Raw genomic sequence first — 19,641 nt, forward strand, 5'->3', positions numbered from 1 at the left:
TTTCCGGTGCGTCCTCGGACATGAAAGAACCCCCGCTGCGCACTACGTGCGGCGGGGGTTCTTTCGTCCTGCGGAGTGCGCCGGAAAGGAAGGCCGCTCTTTTGTTTTGGTTCGCGCCATGTGGGGGTGGTGGCGACGTGCATTTTTGCGAGTATTCTGCAATCGAAGGCCCCTGCATACCGACCTCGGGCAAAAATCGGGATTTCTCGATGTTTTCTACGAATGATGGGCGGGGTTATGGGCTTATAGCGTTTGATTTGCAGGGATATTCGCGGTCTTTGGCATTTATCGTGGCGCCCGAAGCTCTTGGCTATGTTGAATACTCCTGAAAATGCACGGCGCTTAGAGGGGGACCTTCGCGAAAAAGGAAACCGCCCCGTCGAAGTATGCATTCGACTGGGCGGTTTATGCATTTGGCCGATTAAGGATGCGCTGTCAAACTACTAGAACTTGACGGTCGGGGCCTGGCGGGCTGCTTCGGCGGCCTCGAAGCCCTGGCGCTCCTTAAACTGGAAGATGCCGGCAAAGATGACAGCCGGGAACGTCTGAATGGCGTTGTTGTAGCTGAGCACGCAGTCGTTGTAGCTCTGGCGTGCATAGCTAATCTTGTTCTCGGTATCCTCGAGCGATGCCTGCAGCTGCGTAAAGTTGGTGTTTGCCTTAAGATCGGGATAGGCCTCGGCCACGGCGAAGAGCTGGCGCAGCGCACCGGTCAGCACGTTGTCGGCTTCCATCTTGGCCTCGGGCGTGGTGGCCTTGACGGCGGTGTTACGCGCGCTGATCACGGCGGAGAGCGTCTCCTGCTCGTGCTTGGCGTAGCCCTTGACGGTCTCGACCAGGTTGGGGATCAGGTCGTTGCGGCGCTGCAGCTGCGTGTCGATGTTCTGCCAGGCGTTATCGATGCGGTTACGCTTGGTGACCATGTTGTTGTAGATGCCGGCGATGGCGCAGACAATCACAATGACAACAACGATGCCGATGATGACGGTAATCATGATGTCTCCGTTTCGAATGGCCGCGGCGGCATGCGCCAGCTGCCGTTGGTATAACGCTACTAGTATACCCGCAACGTTTTGCCGTGCCGAACTTTCCGGCAAGCGTTATGTTTTCGGCGGGGTTGGCACCGGGACAAAGCACGCGAGGTACAGGTGTAAGATATGCGACAGATTGACGAGTGTTGTCTTTGCCCTGAGGATGGCGATACCAGTGGACCTTCGCATCAAGAAAACCTACCGCGCCCTGTTCGATGCCTTTACCGAGCTTCTCGAGGAGCATCGTTTTGAGGACCTGACGGTTGCCATGCTGTGCGACCGCGCCATGATTCGCCGCACGACGTTCTACAAGCACTTTCGCGACAAGAACGATTACTTTGCCTTTTATATCGATGAGCTCATGTCGGGCTTGCCGCAAAAACAGCCCGATGAGGCCGGCGCGGTATCTGCCGAGGACGTGCGCGCGCTTCGGCACGCGATTTTGGACGATGCCATGGATTTGATTCTGACGCACGAGCGGCTCATGGATAACATTTTGGCAAGCAGCATGTCGGGCATGTTGACCAACGTTATTTGCGACCGCATTGCCCGCTCCATCCGCGAGCGTGTGATGAACGTGCTTGCCGAGGATGCCCTGGCCCCCGTGTCACTCGAGACGACGTCTGAGTTTGTCGCCGGCGGTATTATTCGACTTTTCACGATATGGTGGGAATCGGGCCACGATCTTGAGCGCCGACCTGAGATAGCCGACGTGGTCGATGCGTTGTTTGAGCGGACCATGACACCGGTGCATCACTAGGAGTGGCGGAGAGAGGGGGATTCGAACCCCCGGAACGCTCTCGCGCTCAACGGTTTTCAAGACCGCCGCATTCAACCGCTCTGCCATCTCTCCATGAGTCGTAATGATAGCATCGTTTTGAATTTGCAACAGGGAAGGCGAACGATGACGATCACCGAAATCGACGAGAAGTTCATGCGCGAGGCACTGGCCGAGGCGCGCGCCGCCGCGGCGGTGGGCGAGGTGCCCATCGGAGCCGTAGTGGTGCGCGACGGTGAGATCGTCGCGCGGGCGCACAATCGGCGCGAGCTCGATCAGGATCCTTCGGCTCATGCCGAGTTCGCGGCCCTGTGCGCTGCCGCCCAGGCGCTTGGCCGCTGGCGCCTTTCCGATTGCACGGTTTACGTGACGCTCGAGCCATGCTGCATGTGTGCGGGCCTTATGGTCAACGCGCGCGTGGGGCGCTGCGTGTATGGCGCGGCTGATGCCAAGGCGGGCGCGTTGGGTTCGCTGTATGACCTGAATGCCGATTCGCGCCTGAATCATCGGTTTAACGTTAATGCCGGCGTGCTGGCGGATGAATGCCGCGAGCTGCTGAGTAGCTATTTTGGCGGTCTGCGCGGAGCGGGCGGCGCTGGTTGCGGTTGTGGGGCCGATCTTGAGGCACATGCCGCTCATGCCGAGGCGCTCGCGTGTGCCGAAGAGGATGCTGGCACGGCGGTTGATTTTGGCCCCGTGCAGCGCCGGCCCCGCCGTGTGCTGCTGGCGATCGACTCCTTTAAGGGCAGCGTGTCGAGTGCGCAGGCGGAGGCGGCGGTTGCCGAAGGCGTGCGCCGTGTGTGGTCCGATGCCCAGGTGGCCGCGTTGCCGCTGGCAGATGGCGGCGAGGGGACGCTCGATGCCATCGCCGCATGCGGTGGCGAGCTCTCAACCTGCGATGTCGCAGGCCCCTTGGGCGACCGCGTGTCTGCCCGGATGCTGGTGGACGACGAGCGCGACTCGGCTGTAATTGAGATGGCCGAGGCGGCGGGTATTGGGTATTCGCCTTGCACGGAGTCGTCGGCGCTGGCTGCTACAACCTATGGCGTGGGCGAGCTGATGCTCCGTGCGGTTCGTGCCGGGGCAAAGACTATCTATATTGGCTTGGGCGGCAGCGCCACCAACGATGGTGGCGCCGGCATGCTGCAGGCGCTGGGCGCACGTGTGGTCGATGATCAGGACTGCGATGTCGCCCCCGGTCTTGCGGGCCTTGAACATGTGTCGAGTATCGATTTGACGTCAGCGCTTCGTGCACTGAGCGGCGCTCGTATCGTTGTGCTTTCTGATGTCGAGAACCCACTCGTGGGGCGCCGCGGTGCGCTGGCAGTGTTCGGTGGACAGAAGGGTCTGCCGGCGGATGATGCCGAGGCGCTGGGCAAGTACGACAGCTGGATGGTCGGCTACGGCCGCCTGCTCGATGCGGCAATTACCGGGGTGCGGGCTCAGGGATTGTTGCGCCTGCCCGAGGGTGCGCGGACATTTTGCTCGGTGCTCGGCGTGCCCGGCGCGGGTGCTGCCGGTGGCTTGGGCGCGGCGTTACTGGCGCTCGGTGCGGAGCTACGCTCGGGCGTGGAGACGGTGCTCGATCTGATTGGGTTTGACGAGCGCGTACGCGATGTCGACCTGGTCATTACAGGCGAGGGCAATATGGATGAACAGTCCGCCGCTGGAAAGGCGCCGGTTGGTGTGGCTCGCCGCGCCAAGCGATATGGCAAACCGGTGGTTGCCGTCGTGGGTGGTCGCGCCGTCAACCTGGATGTGGTGTGTGTGCAGGGCATCGACTTGGTGCTTCCGATCTGCCGCAAGCCCATGCCCCTCGACCAGGCGCTCGAACCACGGGAAGCCACTGCCAACCTCATCTGTGCCGGCGAGTCAGCCGCCCAAGCCTATGACCTCGCTCGCCTCTATGGCCTATCTCCCTATAAGTTGCGGTGGAATACGGAGTGTTTTTGCCTTTAAGGTGCCAATTCAGTCCGTATTCCACCGCAACTTCGAGAATGACCATTCGAGGTTGGCTGCCTTGGGTCTTGGGTCGGACCGTTTGCCACGAAATGCGACCATCTACTACGTTAAGCCGGCCACCCTCGACCATCCCGGAATTTGCAAAAACAAAACCGCAGGTAGAAAGCTTGCCGATTTTCGAAAAAGTCGGCTATGGTCGACCCCTGTGGCCTAGACGTAGTAGATGGGCCCTTTCTGTGGTGCGGCACCAAGCCGGTCATTTTGGGATGGGACTATTTTGACTACTCATTGGCTGCTCTGGCAATCGGGCTGCAAAAGTAGTCAAAAAAGCTCCGTCCCAAATTAGCTACCTTGCTCTGGCGGGCGGGAGCAGGTAAGATATACCGAGCGCCTAGCGCGTTCGATGGGTTCGGATGACGACATGTTCCGAATCTGGTCAGGTCCGGAAGGAAGCAGCCATAAGGAGCCTCTGTCGGGCATCCGAATCCATCGAGCGCACGGGCGTTTTTTGGTGCCGCGACATGGCCCGGCCGGCGGCGAGGTGTTTGGTGTCTCGCTGGTCCTCGGCTTTGCCTGCGGGATCGCTCGACTACCAAACAGCCCGCCGGCACCGGGACCGCATCGTCCAAAAATCACCCGTAAAGGCGCGTTAGCCTAATTAAATCTATCCCTTAAGGAATGCTGCTCGTTGGCGTTGTCTGGGCATTGATGGCTACGTGGTTCAAGAGGCGGCGGTGCTGTTGCTTGAATTTTTGCAGTTAAAGAGGCTCGTTTCCCTAGGTTGGGGAAACGGGCCTCTTTTTGTCTCTGGGCTTGTGGATTGGTGAAGGCAGAATGCTCTGGCAGCTATTTTGAGTTCCTGATGCGGCGTGTGGCTGTGGCGGTTATTCCGAGGCCTGCGGCGGCGATTCCTGCGAGTGCTATTGCGCTCGGTGCTGTGTCGCCCGTGTTCGCGAGCTTGCCGGCGGTCGTATCTGCTTGCTTGCCGCTGCTCAAGTTCGCCTGCTTGGTGGAGCTTGGTAGGGCGTCTTTGCCGGTTGCAGGTGAGGCAACGGGCGGTGTCGCCTCGGCGGGTTGCGTTGAGCCGGAGGGAGGCACTGTCTCGGCGGGTTTCGTTATCTCGGGCGAGGTGGTCTTGTCTGCCGCGGCTTTCGCCTCTTCGTATGCCTTGCAGGCGTCGTCATAGGCCGCTTGCGCCTTTTCCAAATCGCCGAGGAGCGCATTTCGCTTGGCTATGTCCTCGTCGATGTGGGCTTTAGCTTCCTCTGCCTCACTTTCGAAATACTGAACCTGTTTTTCCTGGCTTTCGAGCCGGCGTTGGTAGCGGTGAAGATCATCTTCACAAGATTCTTCTCGCCTTTCTGCCGACATGATCTCACTGCGCAACTGCTTTATTTGCTCCTTAATAGCTGTGCTGGGCTCCTCGTCGCCGAGTGCTTCAAGTGCCTTATTCAATTCTGCCTGAAGGCCGCTTGTCCGGTTGTGGGCCTCATCGTATTTGGCTTGGGCTGCATCGACGTTCGCTTGCATGGCGGGAAGGGGTTCCCTCCGTTTGGCGGCTTCCGCCACCACCATGTCGTAGAGTTCTTGAAATGCGGCAATGTCATCATCGATTTCCGCAAGTTTCTCGGGACTTGCGGCGTCTTTTGCGGCTTCGAGGTTTTTGAGTGCTTCCTGCATAGCTGCATACGCTTTGTCTTTTTCGGCAGCTAGGGTTTCGCTCGAGGCCGCTGGATTGTCGCTTGCTGCATTCGTTTGCAAGGCAACTGCACCGGTGGGGGAACTGGTTTCTGCCGCGATCGCCGTTGCGGGGGCGATTCCTGTGACAAGCGCCACGGAAAGGGCGATGCCCATAGTTGCTCGTCTTGCTCTTCTTGCGAGAATGTCGTTCATCTCGGCACCTCATTTCAAGGGTCGGCGACTAACTTGGTAGCACTAATGTAAGTATATCAGGCGGTTTGCCCGCCATTGATCGGGCGTGCGCGTATGCCCCTTGATTAACAGCCATTAAATCTATCCCTTAAGGAACGCGGCTTGCTGGTGTTGTCTGGGCATTGATGGCTGCGTGGTTCAAGAGACGGCGGCATTACCATTTGTTTTTTCAAGTAAAGAGGTCCGTTTCCCTGGGTTGGGGAAACGGACCTCTTTTTGTCTCTTGGCTTGTGGATTGGCGAAGACAATAACCGCTGGCAGCTATTTTGAGTTCCTGATGCGGCGTGTGGCTGTGGCGGTTATTCCGAGGCCTGCGGCGGCGATTCCTGCGAGTGCTATTGCGCTCGGTGCTGTGTCGCCCGTGTTCGCGAGCTTGCCGGCGGTCGTATCTGCTTGCTTGCCGCTGCTCAAGTTCGCCTGCTTGGTGGAGCTTGGTAGGGCGTCTTTGCCGGTTGCAGGTGAGGCAACGGGCGGTGTCGCCTCGGCGGGTTGCGTTGAGCCGGAGGGAGGCGTCGTCTCGGTCGGTTTCGTTATCTCGGGCGAGGTGGCCTTATCTGCCGCGGCTTTCGCCTCTTCGTATGCCTTGCAGGCGTCGTCATAGGCCGTTTGCGCTTTTTTCAAATTGTCGAGGAGCGCATCTCGCCAGGCTGTGAACCGGTCGATATCGGCTTTATATTTCTCTACAGCACGTTCACAGTCATTAACTCGTCTTTCCTCTCTTCTGAGGCGGTACTGGAACTCGCGGAGCTCCGTTTCGCAATAGTTTACGTGCGTTTTTGCCGATATGATCTCACTGTGCAACTGCTTTATTTGCTGTTTAGTAGTTTCGACAAACTCCTTGTAGCCGAGTGCTTCGAGTGTCTTAAGCATCTCATGTTTCTTCTCTAATTCTGCCTGGAGCTCGCTTACCCGGTTGATGGCCCCGTCGTATTTGGCTTGGGCAGCATCGATGTCCGCTTGCATGGTGGGAAGGAGTTCCCTCCCTTCGGCGGCTTGCGCCGCCATCTTTTCGCGGTACTCTTGAAAACGGGTAATGTCATCATTGAATCTCGCAATTTTCTCGGGACTTGCGGCGTTTTTTGCGGCCTCGAGGTTTTTGAGCGCTTCCTGCATGGCTGCATACGCTTTTTCTTTTGCGGCGGCCGCGTCTTCTGTCTGCGGGGCGCCCGAATTGCCGTTGGCGGCGCTCGTCTGCGAAACGGCCGCACCGGTGGGGGCGCTGGTTTCTGCAGCGATCGCCGTTACGGGGGCGATTCCCGCGACAAGTGCCGCGGAAAGGGCGATGCCCACAGTTGCTCGTCTTGCTCTTCTTGCGAGAATGTCGTTCATCTCGGCACCTCATTTCAAGGGTCGGCGACTAACTTGGTAGCACTAATGTAAGTATATCAGGCGGTCGACCCGACACTGGCTGGGTGTGCGCGTGCCTCTCCGCTTCTTTGGAAACCGAATCCCATTAGAAATGGCGAGTTGTTTACTCGTCTTTTGGGCTCACCGTACTATCATGATTCGAATTGAGTGTGAATGATGATAGGGAGCGCCTTTTTATGATTGAGCTGCTCAGGCGTTTTGGTGGCAAGTTTCGCCGGTATATGGTGATCGGCCCTGCGTGCAAGCTGATCGAAGTGATTTTTGACCTGCTGACGCCGTTGGTGATTGCCCAGATGATCGATAAGGGTATTGGCGCACACGATGTCAACGCCGTTATCCACTACGGCATGGTACTTGGCGCCATGGCTGTGATCGGCATCTCGTTTACGCTCGTCTGCCAAAAGATGGCGGCGCTCACCTCGCAGGGCATGGGCACCGATATCCGCGGTGCGCTCTACCAGCACATCAACAAGTTGAGCTATGCCGAACTCGACCGCTTTGGCACGCCGTCGCTTATCACCCGCATCACCAACGACGTCAACCAGGTGCAGCTCGCTGTGGCGCTGGGCGTACGCATGCTCATCCGCTGGCCCTTCTTGGCGGTGGGCTCTATGTGCGCGGCCCTTGCCATCGACCTTAAGCTCGGCATGATCTTCTTGATCTGCACGCCCGCTATCGGCCTGGTGTTTTGGTTTGTCATGGCGCGCTGTATCCCGTATTACAGGCAGCTGCAGGCAAAGCTCGACCGCATCGCGCTTATCTGCCGCGAGGGGCTTTCGGGCGCCCGCGTTGTTCGCGCCTTTGTGCGTGAGGACCACGAGCGCGAGCGTTTTGCCCAAGCCGCCGATGACCAGGCCAATACTGCCATCGCGGTGGGCAAGCTCTCGTCGATCCTTAATCCCGTCACGTTTCTTGTGATGAACCTGGGCGTGTGCGCCATCCTGTGGGTGGGCGGCATCCAGGTCAACGTGGGCGAGCTCACGCAGGGTCAGGTCATGGCGTTTGTGAACTACATGACGCAGACGCTCACCTCCATCGTGTACGTCGCCAACCTGGTCGTGGTCTTTACCAAGGCGAGCGCCAGCGCGTCGCGTATCAACGAGGTGCTCAATTGCGTGCCGAGCATCGCTGACGAGGGCAACCAGCCGGTCGCGCTGCCTGAGCCGAGCGACCTGACGGGTGGCGCTGTTCCGGTCCCTGCGCTGAGCTTTGACCATGCGAGCTTCTCGTTTGGCGCCGGCGCTGCCAACGCCGTCAACGATGTGACCCTGGAGCTGCCGCTGGGCAAGACGCTCGGCATTATCGGCGGCACGGGCAGCGGTAAGTCGACGCTCGTCTCGCTCATCCCGCGCCTGTACGATGCGAGTACCGGCAGCGTGAGCGTGATGGGCGCCGACGTGCGCACCTGGCCGCTCGACCAGCTGCGCCGTGTGGTCGCGACCGTTCCACAGCGCGCGTCGCTGGTGAGCGGCACCATCCGCAGCAACCTGACCTGGCGCGATGAGGCGGCAACCGACGAGGAACTCTGGGCGGCGCTCGACATGGCGCAGGCGAGCGAGTTCGTGCGCAACAAGCCGCAGGGGCTCGATGCCCCGGTCGAGGCGGGCGGTAAGAACTTCAGCGGTGGCCAACGCCAGCGCCTGACCATCGCGCGCGCCCTGGTGGGCTCGCCTCAGATATTGATCATGGACGATTCCGCCTCGGCGCTCGACTTTAAGACCGACGCGGCGCTTCGCCATGCCATCCGCGAGCGCAGTGTGCGCGGTGCCGCCGAGGGCGGGCTGCCGCTCACGACCGTCATCGTGAGCCAACGTGTCTCGACCGTTCGCGATGCCGACATGATCTGCGTACTCGACCACGGCTCGGTTGCGGGCCTGGGCACGCATGACGAGCTGTACGCGACCTGCCAGCTCTATCGCGAGATTTGTCAGTCGCAGCTGCGCCGCGAGGAGCTCGAGGGCCAGCAGGGGAGCACGACGCCCGCGTCCGCTCCGACCGCCCCCGCATCCGTCTGCGCAAAGGAGGGATGCTAAATGAATCCGTACACTTCCTCCGGTTCGGTCGCCACGATGACGGCCAACGTGTCCGGTAACGATAACCTCAACGACCTGGGCGACGGTCCGCGCCAGCCCGGCGATCCCGAGCGCTATCCCGTGGGTGCGGTGACCCGCCGCTTGCTGGGCTACGTTCGTCCGCATCGCATTTCGTTTGTTGCGTCGTTTGTGAGCGCCGCCATCTCCGTGATTCTGCAGCTCTACACGCCCATCCTCATCGGCGAGGGCATCGACCTGATCGTTGCCGCCGGGCAGGTGGACTTTGACGCACTGCTGCCGCTCGTTACCAAGCTCGCGATTGTCGTCGTAGGTGCTGCGGCCTTCCAGTGGCTACAGGGCTACTGCGTCAACCGCCTGTCCTACGAGACGGTGCGCGACATGCGCGTGGAGGCGAGCGACAAGCTCAGCCGTATGCCGCTCAGCTTTATCGACAGCCATGCCCACGGCGACCTTATGAGCCGCGTGGTCAACGACGTGGATCAGGTGGGTGACGGCCTGCTGCAGGGTTTTACCCAGCTTTTCACCGGCGTTATCACCATCGTGGGCACGCTCGCGTTTATGCTCTCCATTAACCTGACCATGACGCTCGTGGTGGTGCTCGTCACGCCGCTTTCCATCTTTGCTGCCGGTGCTATTGCCAAGCTCTCCAACAAGAGCTTTACGGCTCAGCAGCGCATTCAAGGGCAGCTCGGTGGTCATATCGAGGAGTATGTGGGCGAGCAAAAGCTTGTCGACGCCTTTGCCTATGGCCCCAACGCTCAGCAGCGCTTCGATGCCCTCAATGCCGAGCTCTACACCGCGGGCGAGTGCGCGCAGTTTATGGGTTCGCTCTCCAACCCCGGTACGCGTTTTATCAATAACATCATCTATGCCGTGGTCGCTGTGATCGGCTGCGTGGGCGTGATCACGGGCGTGCCCGCGGCGCTTACGGTGGGCGGCGTGCAGATCTTCCTGTCCTACGCCAACCAGTACACCAAGCCGTTCAACGAGGTCACCAACGTCATTACGCAGATCCAGACCGCGTACGCCTCGGCGCGCCGCATGTTTGCGCTGCTCGATGCGCGCGAGCAGGAGCCCGACGCGTCGGACGCTGTAGAGCTTGTCGCCCCGCAGGGCGAGGTGACTTTTGAACACGTGGACTTTAGCTACGTGCCCGACCGCAAGCTGCTGCAGGATATCTGCATCGATGCCAAGCCCGGTATGCGCTTTGCCCTGGTCGGTCCTACGGGCTGTGGCAAGACGACGCTCATCAATTTGCTACTGCGTTTTTACGATATCGATGCCGGTCGCATTGCGGTCGATGGCCGTTCCTCGCGTGACTACACGCGCGCAAGCCTGCGCCGCGCCTTTGGCATGGTGCTGCAGGACACTTGGCTGTTCGAGGGCACGGTGGCGGAAAACATCGCCTACGGTTGTCCCGATGCCACGCGCGAACAGGTTGTCGAGGCGGCCAAGCGCGCGCACGCGCACAAGTTTATCGTGCAGCTGCCAGGCGGCTACGATACGGTGATCGGCGAGGACGGCGGCACGTTTAGCCAGGGTCAAAAACAGCTGCTGTGCATCGCACGCGTCATGCTCACCGACCCGGCGATTTTGCTGCTGGACGAGGCGACCTCGAGCATCGATACCCGCACCGAGCTGCAGGTGCAGGCGGCATTCGATGAGCTCATGGCCGGTCGCACAAGCTTTGTCGTGGCGCATCGCCTGAGCACCATCCGCAACGCCGACTGCATTTTGGTGATGCGCGACGGCCAGATTATCGAGCGCGGCACGCACGACGAGCTGCTAGCGGCAGGCGGCTTCTACGCCGAACTCTACCGCAGCCAATTCGCCCAGTAAGCAAGCCCGTGGGGCAAATTAATCAATCGACAGACGGTGGTTTACATCTGTCACGTTAGTACTAAGATATTCATCTAATAAATTGCATTAGTGGCTTTAGTTTTGGGGGAAACGAGGCAACGTGACTATGACGTGCTCTTTGGTGGTTAACAGCAAGAGCGGTAATACCAGGATGGTTTCGGGTGCGATCAAGCGTACGCTGCAGGCTGCGGGTGTTGAGTTTGTCCATGCCGCGGCGTTGAGCGACGATGCGGATGCAGATCAGGTTGCGCTCGAGGCGCAGGGCGCCTGCGCGGCCGACACGGTGCTCGTCGGTTTTTGGTGCGACAAGGGCGCGTGCACGCCTTCGGTCGCGGCGTTGCTCTCCGCCTTGCACGGTAAGCGCGTGTTCCTGTTTGGCACCTGCGGCTTTGGGGCCGACCAGAGCTACTATCAGCAGATTATCGACCGCGTAACTTCCAATTTGGCTGGGGATGCCGAGCTTGCGGGCTGGGCGATGTGCCAGGGCAAGATGGGCCCCGCGGTCAAGCAGCGCTACGAGGCCATGCTCGAGCAAGATCCCGACAACGCTCGCTATAAGATGCTGCTCGACAACTGGGTTGCCGCGAAGGACCATCCCACCAAGGAAGATCTGGACAACATGGCTGCAGCCGCCAAAAAGGCCGTGCTGGGGGAGTAGCTCCCATCGCTGACGGCGGTCGGTCCATCTTTCTAAATGAAACGTCCTCCCGGGCGTCGGGGGCACGAAGTTCCCTGCTCTACAGTCCTGCGCAAGACGAAGGCCACATTAAGTGGCCTTCTTTGCGTGCGGAACTCGCGATGAACTTCGTGCCCCGCCGTCCGGGAGGACGCCTCTTTATTGATGGGAGGCCTGATAGGTCGATGGTTCCGTGCCCGGATGCGTCCAAAGTGGGACGGGCTTTCCGGATGGGCAGGCTTTCGAAAAATGCGTCCCGGAATTTGCCTTTGGAATGGGACGTAGTTTCCCGTTGAGGTGCTTTGCGGAAAATGCATCCCACTCTGGGCGGTCGAAGTGGGACACACTTTCCCAAAGGCGCTCCAACGGGAAATTGCGTCCCATTATTCGGTCAAGAAACGGGATGCATTTTCCCAATGAGAGCAAAACCGGAAAATGCATCCCACAATCAGCCCTCAAAGTGGGACGCCGTTTCCCAATGAGGCTCAAGCGGAAAATGCATCCCGGAATTTGCGCTCAAAGTGGGATGCGGTTTCCGGTTGAGGGTCTAAGGGGAAAATGCGTCCCAGAATCGACGCTTGAAATGGGATGCAGTTTCCCGATGAGGCACTCGACGGAAAATACATCCCAGAAATGGCCTTTGAGCTGGGATAAGATTTCCGCGGCATCTCGGATTCTCAAAAATGAGACACGCCGTTGGCGAAAATGAGACACGTGATATCGGGCATCGGATGTATCATTTGCAAAAATGAGTCCACTCCACTCGAATAAAGCGAGGTCCCTCATGTACGTTCCACACCCCCGTATCCGTAGGCTGTCGAAAATCCCGCTTGTTGGGACGGCGGCGCTTGCTGCGTTGATCGCCACGAGCGTCGCCTGCTTCACGGCCACGCCCCAGGTTGCCCAGGCGGCAGACGCGCCCGCAATCACCGATATGACCGAGCAGGATTATCAAGCCCTGGGTCTGGGCACGAGCGAGGACATTCCGGCCGATGCCGTTGGCCCCTATTCCACTGATACCCCCACGACGTTTGCCACGCGCAGCGAGGTCTATATGGCAGCTAACGGTAGCCATGGCAATCGCTACACTCTGCGCGACAAGCTCGAGAACGTCGAGCGCGGTGACATTGGCGGCAGCAGCAAACTCACCGATGGCTATGGAAGTGTGTGGGGCGCCGCAAAGTTCTGGCAAAACGTCAACAACTTCGATACGAACAGCGATCTCTACAAGCATAGCGACTACGGTGGCGGCACCTGGTCGTACCTAAGCAACAATGAGTCCTCAACAGTACTCGCCAACGACAACAACGGTTTCTCGGGCATTCACGCCACGAGTGTTGAGTTCTGCAGCGACGCCAGTACGGGCAAAAAGAGCCGCGTTGCCGAGCTCCGTGCCTACGGCGACAGTTCCTCCACGACGATTGACGGCAAGTCATACGCCGGAAAGGTTGAGCTGGTCCTCTACTCGTTTAGCAACGGGCGTACGCGCACTCTCGACACACACCTGCCGGTGACGGTCAACACTAATATGATGTACGAAGGCCGTTTTAAGTACCTGGATGCCGGTTACCTGCAAGAGCACGACGCCGTCTTTGATGTCGAGGCGGGCGATGTCGATGGCGACGGCGTCGACGAGCTTTTTGTCTACGCGGGTTGCTATGTCGACGAGAACGGCGTGCGCAAGGCTGTAGTCGACATGTATGACTTGGAGGGCGGCAACTGGAAGCAAAGCGTCGTCAAGATCGATGCCGGTAACGCCGCGGACTACACCACGCACAACAAGGGCGGGAACGACTCCTGGACGCAGCTTCAGTCAGCTCCTGTCGTTTCGCTAGCGGCCGGCGACCTCGATCGCGATTTTTGCGATGACCTCGCCATCGTGGTCTCGGCACCCTACGGCAAGAAGAATATTGATAAGTCGACGCATTGCGAGCTGTTTTCGTGGGATGCATCCAAGGGTGCGCTCGTCCATGTCGATGCTCTGGGCGACGCGGGCGCAATCTCCCTCTCCGCGAACGGCAAGACCATGGTCGCTGCGAATGCGACGTTCGGCACGTTTGCCGCCTACGATGAAGAAGGAAAGAAGACGGGTGAAACCGTCACGGGCCTTATTCTTGCGGGCTATGACTGGCAACGCAGCGCTTTTGATTACGGCGCTTCTGACGGCAGCAAGGGGCTGTACGGCGCGCTGTACCGCTACGCGTATTTTGACTCGGAGTCTGGCGAGTTCAAGCTTTCCGATTGTAAGGAATACAGAGACGGGCTCCTCGCCTCCTATGGGCTGATGCATGTGCCCAACAGCGCATGGAAGGATAGCGCTCAGGATAAGCGCTATCCGTGCACCTTGGCGCCTATTGCCCTTGCCACTGCCAACCTTGACGGCCTGTCCGAGCAGCTGGCGGTCGACGAGGTGCTCGTGGGCGGCGATGTGTTCCGCGACTTTGCCTGCAACACGGCACAGAGCGGGGCTCAGGGCTTGGGGTCCATGGTCGGAACCATGAGCATGAGCGGTCAGCAATACAACAGCAGCAACAAGCATGACCACAAGGGTATAGAGCAGGTGTGGATCAGCGACGTCAAGGCGGGCAGCGTCTCGGGTTCGGACCGCTATAACGAGAGCTTTATCGCCGTGGTGGGCAAGCACCGCGACGAGGACCTGCGCAAGAACGATGACTACTATTGGATGACCGCCTCGCATTTTTCGCTCGACGAGAACGGAAAGGTGCGCCGCGGCGAGGAGCAGGTGATTAGCGAGAGCAACCGTCGCGGCACTACCTACGGCACATTTATCTCGCTCGCGCTGCCCGATGTCGACAACGACAGCGTCAAGATCACGTACAAGGACCGCTACAAGGTCTATACCAACCCGCGCGTGCTTGCCGTGCTGCAGGATGCGCCCTATGTTGAGGATCTGGAGCAGGCATACGGCTATCTGGTGTTGGGCGGCACGTCATACGGAGAGGAAAAGGGCACGGGGACATCCCAGGGCTATACCATTGGCGCCGAGTTGGGCGTTGCCGTCGAGGTGCAGACCGGTCCGCCCCTGGTCGCGATGAATGCTTCAGTCGATTTTGCCGCCGAGGGATGCTATGACTACCGGAGCGAGCGCACGGTCAGCGCAAGCGTAAGCTATGAGTCGCATGCCGGCGAGGGTGACAAGGCCGTGCTCTACACGATTCCGATGGTCTATTACGAGTATGAGATCGAAAATGAGGAAACTGGTGGCAAGGGCGTGATGGCGGCGCCCGTGTCGCTCGGCGCGCAGACCTCGGTCGTTAATGTCGAGGCCTATGACCGCATTGCCAAACAGCACAATATGACGCCGCTCAGCTACTTTTTGACCAACCGGTCGGGAGAACCCGGAACCTATCAAACGACGCTCAACGGCGAGACTCCCGTTGGGGATTCCTTTGGCCTGGGCAAGCCTGGCGTAACGCGCGCCTACACGCACGATGGGTTTAACGGCGCCGCCGCGCAGTCGGGGGCGAGCATTGAGCAGACCATCGAAGTCGAGGAGGGCAAGGAGCAGGAGCTCGAGCTCGGCTTGACGCTGAACGGCAGCGTTGTCATGGGCGCGAAGCTCGCAAAGCACGAGTTGTTTGGCGGCCTGTGCTTTGGTGCCAACGCCGGCTTTACTACGGGTAACTCCTCGAGTGAATCGACCGAATACGGCGGCACCGTCGACAACCTGCCCGAGGCCGCGCAGGGCAAGTACGGTTTTGTGTGGCGTCTGGGCGTCAACGCGGTGGATGTCGACAAGTTCGAGGCAGACTCGGGCGACAAGCTCGGCACCAAGGACACCGACCAGTTCTGGATCGTGGGCTATGACGTTAAGGACGTCGAGATGCCCGACGCGCCGGCCGTGACGGGCTTTACGGCAAACGCCGTCGATTCGACCAGCGTTACGTTTAGCTGGGACGATGTACTCGCAAACAAGAGTGGCTTTAGCTACGGCGTGGGCATGCTGCAGAGCAATGCGGCGGATGCGGTCGTCAATAGCTGGAAGATTGCCGACAACACGCAGACCTCGCTCAAGTGGGATGGGCTGCAGCCCAATACGGAGTATCGATTCGCCATCGCCGCCGTTAAGAATGGATCCACGACCGAAACAGGTATTCGCTCGGCAATCATCACGGTCAAGACCATGCCCGATGGCATGACGATGACCGTGAGCGGACCTGCGGCGGATGCTGCGGAGGGGTCGGATCTTGGATACGACTCTTCGGTTGAGCGCGCGGCGGGAAGCCAGCTGACGCTCTCGGCGATTGGCCATGTGAAGCAACTCGGTGCCGACGATAGCGAAACAGGGCTGGCACCGACCTATATGTGGTACCGCAAGGGCCGCGGCGAGACAGAGTTTAAGCTCGTGGGTGCCGATGGCAACCTCGCGGCTGGAAGGGCCTCAAAGCTCGAGATTGACCTGACCGCAGACGATGACGGTGCGCAGTATTACTGCCACGTGGGATACATCGACGTGGGCCTCGACACCGGCACGACGCTCGTGAATATCGAGGCCGAGGAGACGGCGCCCACAACGGTGAACGCCACCCCGATCCGCACGCGCCGCCTGTTCTCACAGGCAAGTGCGGGCGCCAAGAAGTTCCTGGACCATACGCTGGTAAACACCGCCGGCCCAACCGATTCCGAAGGCTCAAAGGACCCCGAGACTCCTGAGACCCCGACGAACCCGGACAAGCCCAAGTCCGACAACGGAGCTAAGACCGACACCAAGGTCAAGACTACGACCACAGCGAAGAACCTCGCAAACACCGGCGACCAAACATTCGCCCTAGTCGCCACCGCAGCAGCGGCGGGAGCAACGCTCGTAGTGATAGCCCTCATCATGCTGATCAAGCGCCGCAAGACCCACTAGTAGCCAGTCGAACATATCGACAACCCAAAAACCCGGGTAGCCAAAAAACAGGCCACCCGGGTTTTCTGTTGAGTGGAGACTCCGCAAGCGGAAACTGCATCCCACAATTAGCGCCCGGAACGGGACACATTTTCCGTCAAGCCCTCATCCGGAAAATCCATCCCAGTTTGAGCGCCCAGACCGGGACGCACTTTCCCAAAGGGTCCTCAACGGGAAACTGCGTCCCATAATTAGGCCGAGAAATGGGATGAACTTTCCCAATGAGAGCCAACCGGAAACCACGTCCCAGAATCAGCCCCCAAAGTGGGACGCACTTTCCCAACGAGCCTCAACCGGAAAATACATCCCGGAATCCAGCTGAATAGTGGGACACACTTTCCCAATCGGGTCCCAAGCGGAAACTGCATCCCATTCCAGACAAGAATTCCGGGACACACTTTCCGCAAACAAAGAAGGCCACATAACGTGGCCTTCAACTTATATATGTTCGGCGATACACCCAAGACAAGCCACGCTCCAACAACAGGGCGTCTGTCCGGGCGGAGGTATGTAAGGTTCATCGCGAGTTCCGCACGCAAAGGAGGCCACTTAATGTGGCCTTCGTCTTGCGCAGGACTGTCCGAGCAGGGAACCTTACGTTCCGCGTCGCCGGGCAGACGAACCAGTTAAGACGCGCTGCTACTTGATCTTGGTCGTGCCCGGTGCCAGGTTGGGGTCGGTCTCGTTGGCCTCGGTCTGGAAGTGCTCGGTGTACACGTTCTTGCCGTCGCGGAACATCTCGTAGTATTGCATCTTGGCGTAATCCTCGCGCGCCTTGGTTGCGGCAGCGGCAGCGGCGTCGTCACCGGTGACGTTGGAGGAGAGCGCCCAGCGCAGGCTGGCGTCCTCGTAGCCCACCGAGTTGATGGCGGGCAGCGACTTACGCAGCGTCATGTGCGCTTTCTGGTAGTCGGTCAGCGGGGCGCCGATCAGCTGCATCAGCTGGGTGGACAGGTAGTTGGTGGACAGGTCGTCGGTCTCGCTCGTCTGGTCGCAGCCGGCAACGTCGTAGTTGGCCCAGATGATGTAGTCGGTCTGCCAGAGACGCTCCTGATGCGTAGCGTCGTCCTCGCCGGTAAACCACTTGTCATTGAACTTGGACGGGAAGAACGGCTGGTGGTCGCCCCAGAACACCACGACCACCTTGCGGTCGAGCTTGCTCAAGGCGTTGAGGAAGTAGCGCAGCGCCTGGTCGGACTGCTCGATGCACGAGACGTACTCGTCGACATCGGAGAGCGTGCCGTCCTCGATGGTCTTGGCGTCCAGATCGGTCGTGTCGATGTTCAGGTGCATCTGCTTGTCGACCGGCAGCAGGCCCGTATCGTAGCCCGAGTGGTTCTGCATGGTCACGTCGAAGATAAACTGCGGATCGGCGTTCTGGTTGAGCATCTCAAGAATCTTGTCGTAGGTAGCCTGGTCGGTCACCATGCCGCGCAGGGTATCGGCGCCCTGGAAATCGTTGATGGACAGGAACTGGTCAAAGCCAAAGTCCTTGTAGACGTTCTCGCGGTTCCAGTTGGTGGCGTGGTTGGGGTGCATGGCCGTGGTGGAATATCCGAGCGACTTGAACTGCTCTGCCAGGTTCCCGGTCGTTTCCATGTTGTAGATGGTGTAGGGGTACACGCCCGAGCCCAGGTTGGCCATGGAGTTGCCGGTCATAAACTCAAACTCGGTATTGGCGGTGCCGCCGCCGTAGGCGCTCACGTAGAGCTTGCCGCGGCTGAGGCAGTTGGACAGGTTCTTAAAGTACTGCGGGCCTTCGTAGCCGGCGCGCATGTTCTGGTAGATCGAAAGATCCGAGAAGGTCTCGTTCATGATGGCGATGACCGTGGGCTTCTCGCTGTCGAACTGCTCCTTTGCGGCGGCGCGCTCGTCGCTCTCGGCCGCGTCGGACTTGTCGTAGGCCTTGGCGTACTTTTTGAGCGTGGCCTTGGCATCGTCGACGGAGTAGTCGGCGGGTTTGGGCGGCTTGATGGACTGCGCTGCGCTAATGAAAGCGGGCAGGTAGCCCTCGCGCCAGTAGCTCTCGAGCGGGCGCCAGGTGTAGACGGTGATGCCGAGGGTGTTGTAGTAGTCGATGAGGGTGACATGCGCGGTCACACCGCCCAGGCACAGCACGGCGACGAGCAGGTTGGTGAGCAGCATGCGCTTGGCGTTGGCGGCGCCCTTCTGACGGTGCGGTGCCACCAGGCCGGCGTACTCGCACAGCAGCATGGCGATGGCGGTAAAGCCCATGGACAGCACGCAGAACAGTGAGATCGAGAAGGTGTAGCCGGTGCCGGCGACCGCGGCGGCGGTGGAGATGGCCGAAAGGTCGCCCGGCTGGATGGGCATGGATTTAAACGTGATGACGAAGAACTCGGCAATGCCCAGGACAAAGAGGGCAAAGGCCAGGACCGCGGGAGCTGCGCCGTGGCGCTGGAACAGGAAGAACAGGCCGGTCATGAGCGTGGTGATGATGGCCCACTCGAGCAGGATGCACAGGGGGTAGACCCAGGTAAAGTCGTGGTTGGACGATACCTCCATGCCTAGCAGCGCAAAGACGCCGGCGAGCAGCAGGCACAGCACGGCGGCGACGAGTGGCTTGCCCACAAAGGCGCCGCGCAGGCGGGCGAGCTTGCCGGTGGGAGCGGGGGCGTCGGGCGCGGCGAACGCAAAGACGCGCGGGGCGATGCGGTCGCGTGCGATGCTGGCCCAAGCGCAGCCGGTGAGGATGGCGTTGGTCAGGATGAGCATCACAAAGGCGAGCGGCTCGTTTTGGGCGACGAGGCCAATGGCGCCCCAAATGGTCAAAAAGAGCTGGAACAGGCCGAAGGCGACGCTCCACCCAAGAGCGCTTTTGGCAACGGTGCCCGACTGAGCGCGAATGGCCTTGGCCTCGCGCAAGACAAGGTAGACGGTCGCCGCAAGACCGACGAGCGAGATGGCGGCAGCGAACATGCTGAGACTCCTCACAAACTAAAACGTACGAAAGCGGGGGTTTACCCGATTGTTACCAAGATATGCGCTGCAATTGGTGTCTGCGCACAACAACCAGCCATATTAACGCGCACGTGTGGCGGTGTGGC

The 19,641-nt window shown here is 59.8% G+C and carries 10 protein-coding genes, 1 tRNA gene and 1 other RNA gene; 7 read left to right on the forward strand and 5 right to left on the reverse strand.

Annotated features, from left to right (window positions below):
• Positions 1-443: 443 nt before the first annotated feature.
• Positions 444-995: a LemA family protein gene (locus AAAX72_RS06075; protein ID WP_082421874.1), complete on the reverse strand. Its 552-nt coding sequence runs from the start codon at positions 993-995 to the stop codon at positions 444-446.
• A 211-nt stretch (positions 996-1,206) separates the two neighbouring features.
• On the opposite strand from AAAX72_RS06075, the gene AAAX72_RS06080 reads away from it, so the two are divergent.
• A complete protein-coding gene (locus AAAX72_RS06080; RefSeq protein WP_158557017.1) occupies positions 1,207-1,791 on the forward strand; it encodes a TetR/AcrR family transcriptional regulator in 585 nt (194 codons plus the stop codon).
• Between the two features lie 3 nt (positions 1,792-1,794).
• On the opposite strand, the gene AAAX72_RS06085 is transcribed toward AAAX72_RS06080, so the two are convergent.
• Positions 1,795-1,884 (reverse strand) — tRNA-Ser (locus AAAX72_RS06085).
• Between the two features lie 51 nt (positions 1,885-1,935).
• Between AAAX72_RS06085 and tadA the strand changes: the two genes are divergently transcribed.
• Together tadA and ffs are read left to right on the forward strand one after the other, a co-directional pair.
• On the forward strand, positions 1,936-3,768 hold the full coding sequence (tadA, locus tag AAAX72_RS06090) for a tRNA adenosine(34) deaminase TadA (protein ID WP_349129557.1): 1,833 nt from the start codon (positions 1,936-1,938) through the stop codon (positions 3,766-3,768).
• 403 nt (positions 3,769-4,171) lie between these two features.
• An RNA gene (gene ffs / locus AAAX72_RS06095) (signal recognition particle sRNA small type) lies at positions 4,172-4,267 on the forward strand.
• Positions 4,268-4,617: 350 nt separating this feature from the next.
• On the opposite strand, the gene AAAX72_RS06100 is transcribed toward ffs, so the two are convergent.
• Together AAAX72_RS06100 and AAAX72_RS06105 are read right to left on the reverse strand one after the other, a co-directional pair.
• The gene (locus AAAX72_RS06100) at positions 4,618-5,664 is read right to left on the reverse strand and encodes an LPXTG cell wall anchor domain-containing protein (RefSeq protein ID WP_349129558.1); all 1,047 of its coding nucleotides are present in this window, start codon (positions 5,662-5,664) and stop codon (positions 4,618-4,620) included.
• 300 nt (positions 5,665-5,964) lie between these two features.
• Positions 5,965-7,032 (reverse strand): LPXTG cell wall anchor domain-containing protein, encoded by a 1,068-nt coding sequence (locus AAAX72_RS06105; protein WP_349129559.1) that lies wholly within the window; start codon positions 7,030-7,032, stop codon positions 5,965-5,967.
• Between the two features lie 215 nt (positions 7,033-7,247).
• Here AAAX72_RS06105 and AAAX72_RS06110 point away from each other — a divergent pair, with 215 nt between their 5' ends.
• From AAAX72_RS06110 to AAAX72_RS06125, 4 genes are all read left to right on the forward strand, one after another.
• On the forward strand, positions 7,248-9,104 hold the full coding sequence (locus AAAX72_RS06110; protein ID WP_349129561.1) for an ABC transporter ATP-binding protein: 1,857 nt from the start codon (positions 7,248-7,250) through the stop codon (positions 9,102-9,104).
• Positions 9,105-10,964: an ABC transporter ATP-binding protein gene (locus tag AAAX72_RS06115; protein WP_349091432.1), complete on the forward strand. Its 1,860-nt coding sequence runs from the start codon at positions 9,105-9,107 to the stop codon at positions 10,962-10,964.
• A 127-nt stretch (positions 10,965-11,091) separates the two neighbouring features.
• Entirely contained in the window at positions 11,092-11,643 is a 552-nt protein-coding gene (gene bilS / locus AAAX72_RS06120) for a flavodoxin family protein BilS (RefSeq protein ID WP_349129563.1), read from the forward strand.
• Between the two features lie 802 nt (positions 11,644-12,445).
• Positions 12,446-16,534: a fibronectin type III domain-containing protein gene (locus AAAX72_RS06125; protein ID WP_349129565.1), complete on the forward strand. Its 4,089-nt coding sequence runs from the start codon at positions 12,446-12,448 to the stop codon at positions 16,532-16,534.
• A 678-nt stretch (positions 16,535-17,212) separates the two neighbouring features.
• On the opposite strand, the gene AAAX72_RS06130 is transcribed toward AAAX72_RS06125, so the two are convergent.
• Positions 17,213-19,513, reverse strand: coding sequence for an LTA synthase family protein (locus tag AAAX72_RS06130; protein WP_349129567.1), 2,301 nt, complete (start codon positions 19,511-19,513; stop codon positions 17,213-17,215).
• Positions 19,514-19,641 lie beyond the last annotated feature (128 nt).

This window comes from Collinsella sp. CLA-ER-H8, from assembly GCF_040092335.1.
In the GTDB taxonomy this organism is placed as follows: Bacteria; Actinomycetota; Coriobacteriia; order Coriobacteriales; family Coriobacteriaceae; genus Collinsella.

Coding starts and splice junctions, on each gene's coding strand:
- AAAX72_RS06130 (WP_349129567.1), bottom strand. CDS start 19,513: ATGTTCGCTGCCGCCATCTCGCTCGTCGGTCTTGCGGCGACCGTCTAC.
- AAAX72_RS06105 (WP_349129559.1), bottom strand. CDS start 7,032: ATGAACGACATTCTCGCAAGAAGAGCAAGACGAGCAACTGTGGGCATC.
- AAAX72_RS06115 (WP_349091432.1), top strand. CDS start 9,105: ATGAATCCGTACACTTCCTCCGGTTCGGTCGCCACGATGACGGCCAAC.
- AAAX72_RS06110 (WP_349129561.1), top strand. CDS start 7,248: ATGATTGAGCTGCTCAGGCGTTTTGGTGGCAAGTTTCGCCGGTATATG.
- AAAX72_RS06125 (WP_349129565.1), top strand. CDS start 12,446: ATGTACGTTCCACACCCCCGTATCCGTAGGCTGTCGAAAATCCCGCTT.
- bilS (WP_349129563.1), top strand. CDS start 11,092: ATGACGTGCTCTTTGGTGGTTAACAGCAAGAGCGGTAATACCAGGATG.
- AAAX72_RS06075 (WP_082421874.1), bottom strand. CDS start 995: ATGATTACCGTCATCATCGGCATCGTTGTTGTCATTGTGATTGTCTGC.
- AAAX72_RS06100 (WP_349129558.1), bottom strand. CDS start 5,664: ATGAACGACATTCTCGCAAGAAGAGCAAGACGAGCAACTATGGGCATC.
- tadA (WP_349129557.1), top strand. CDS start 1,936: ATGACGATCACCGAAATCGACGAGAAGTTCATGCGCGAGGCACTGGCC.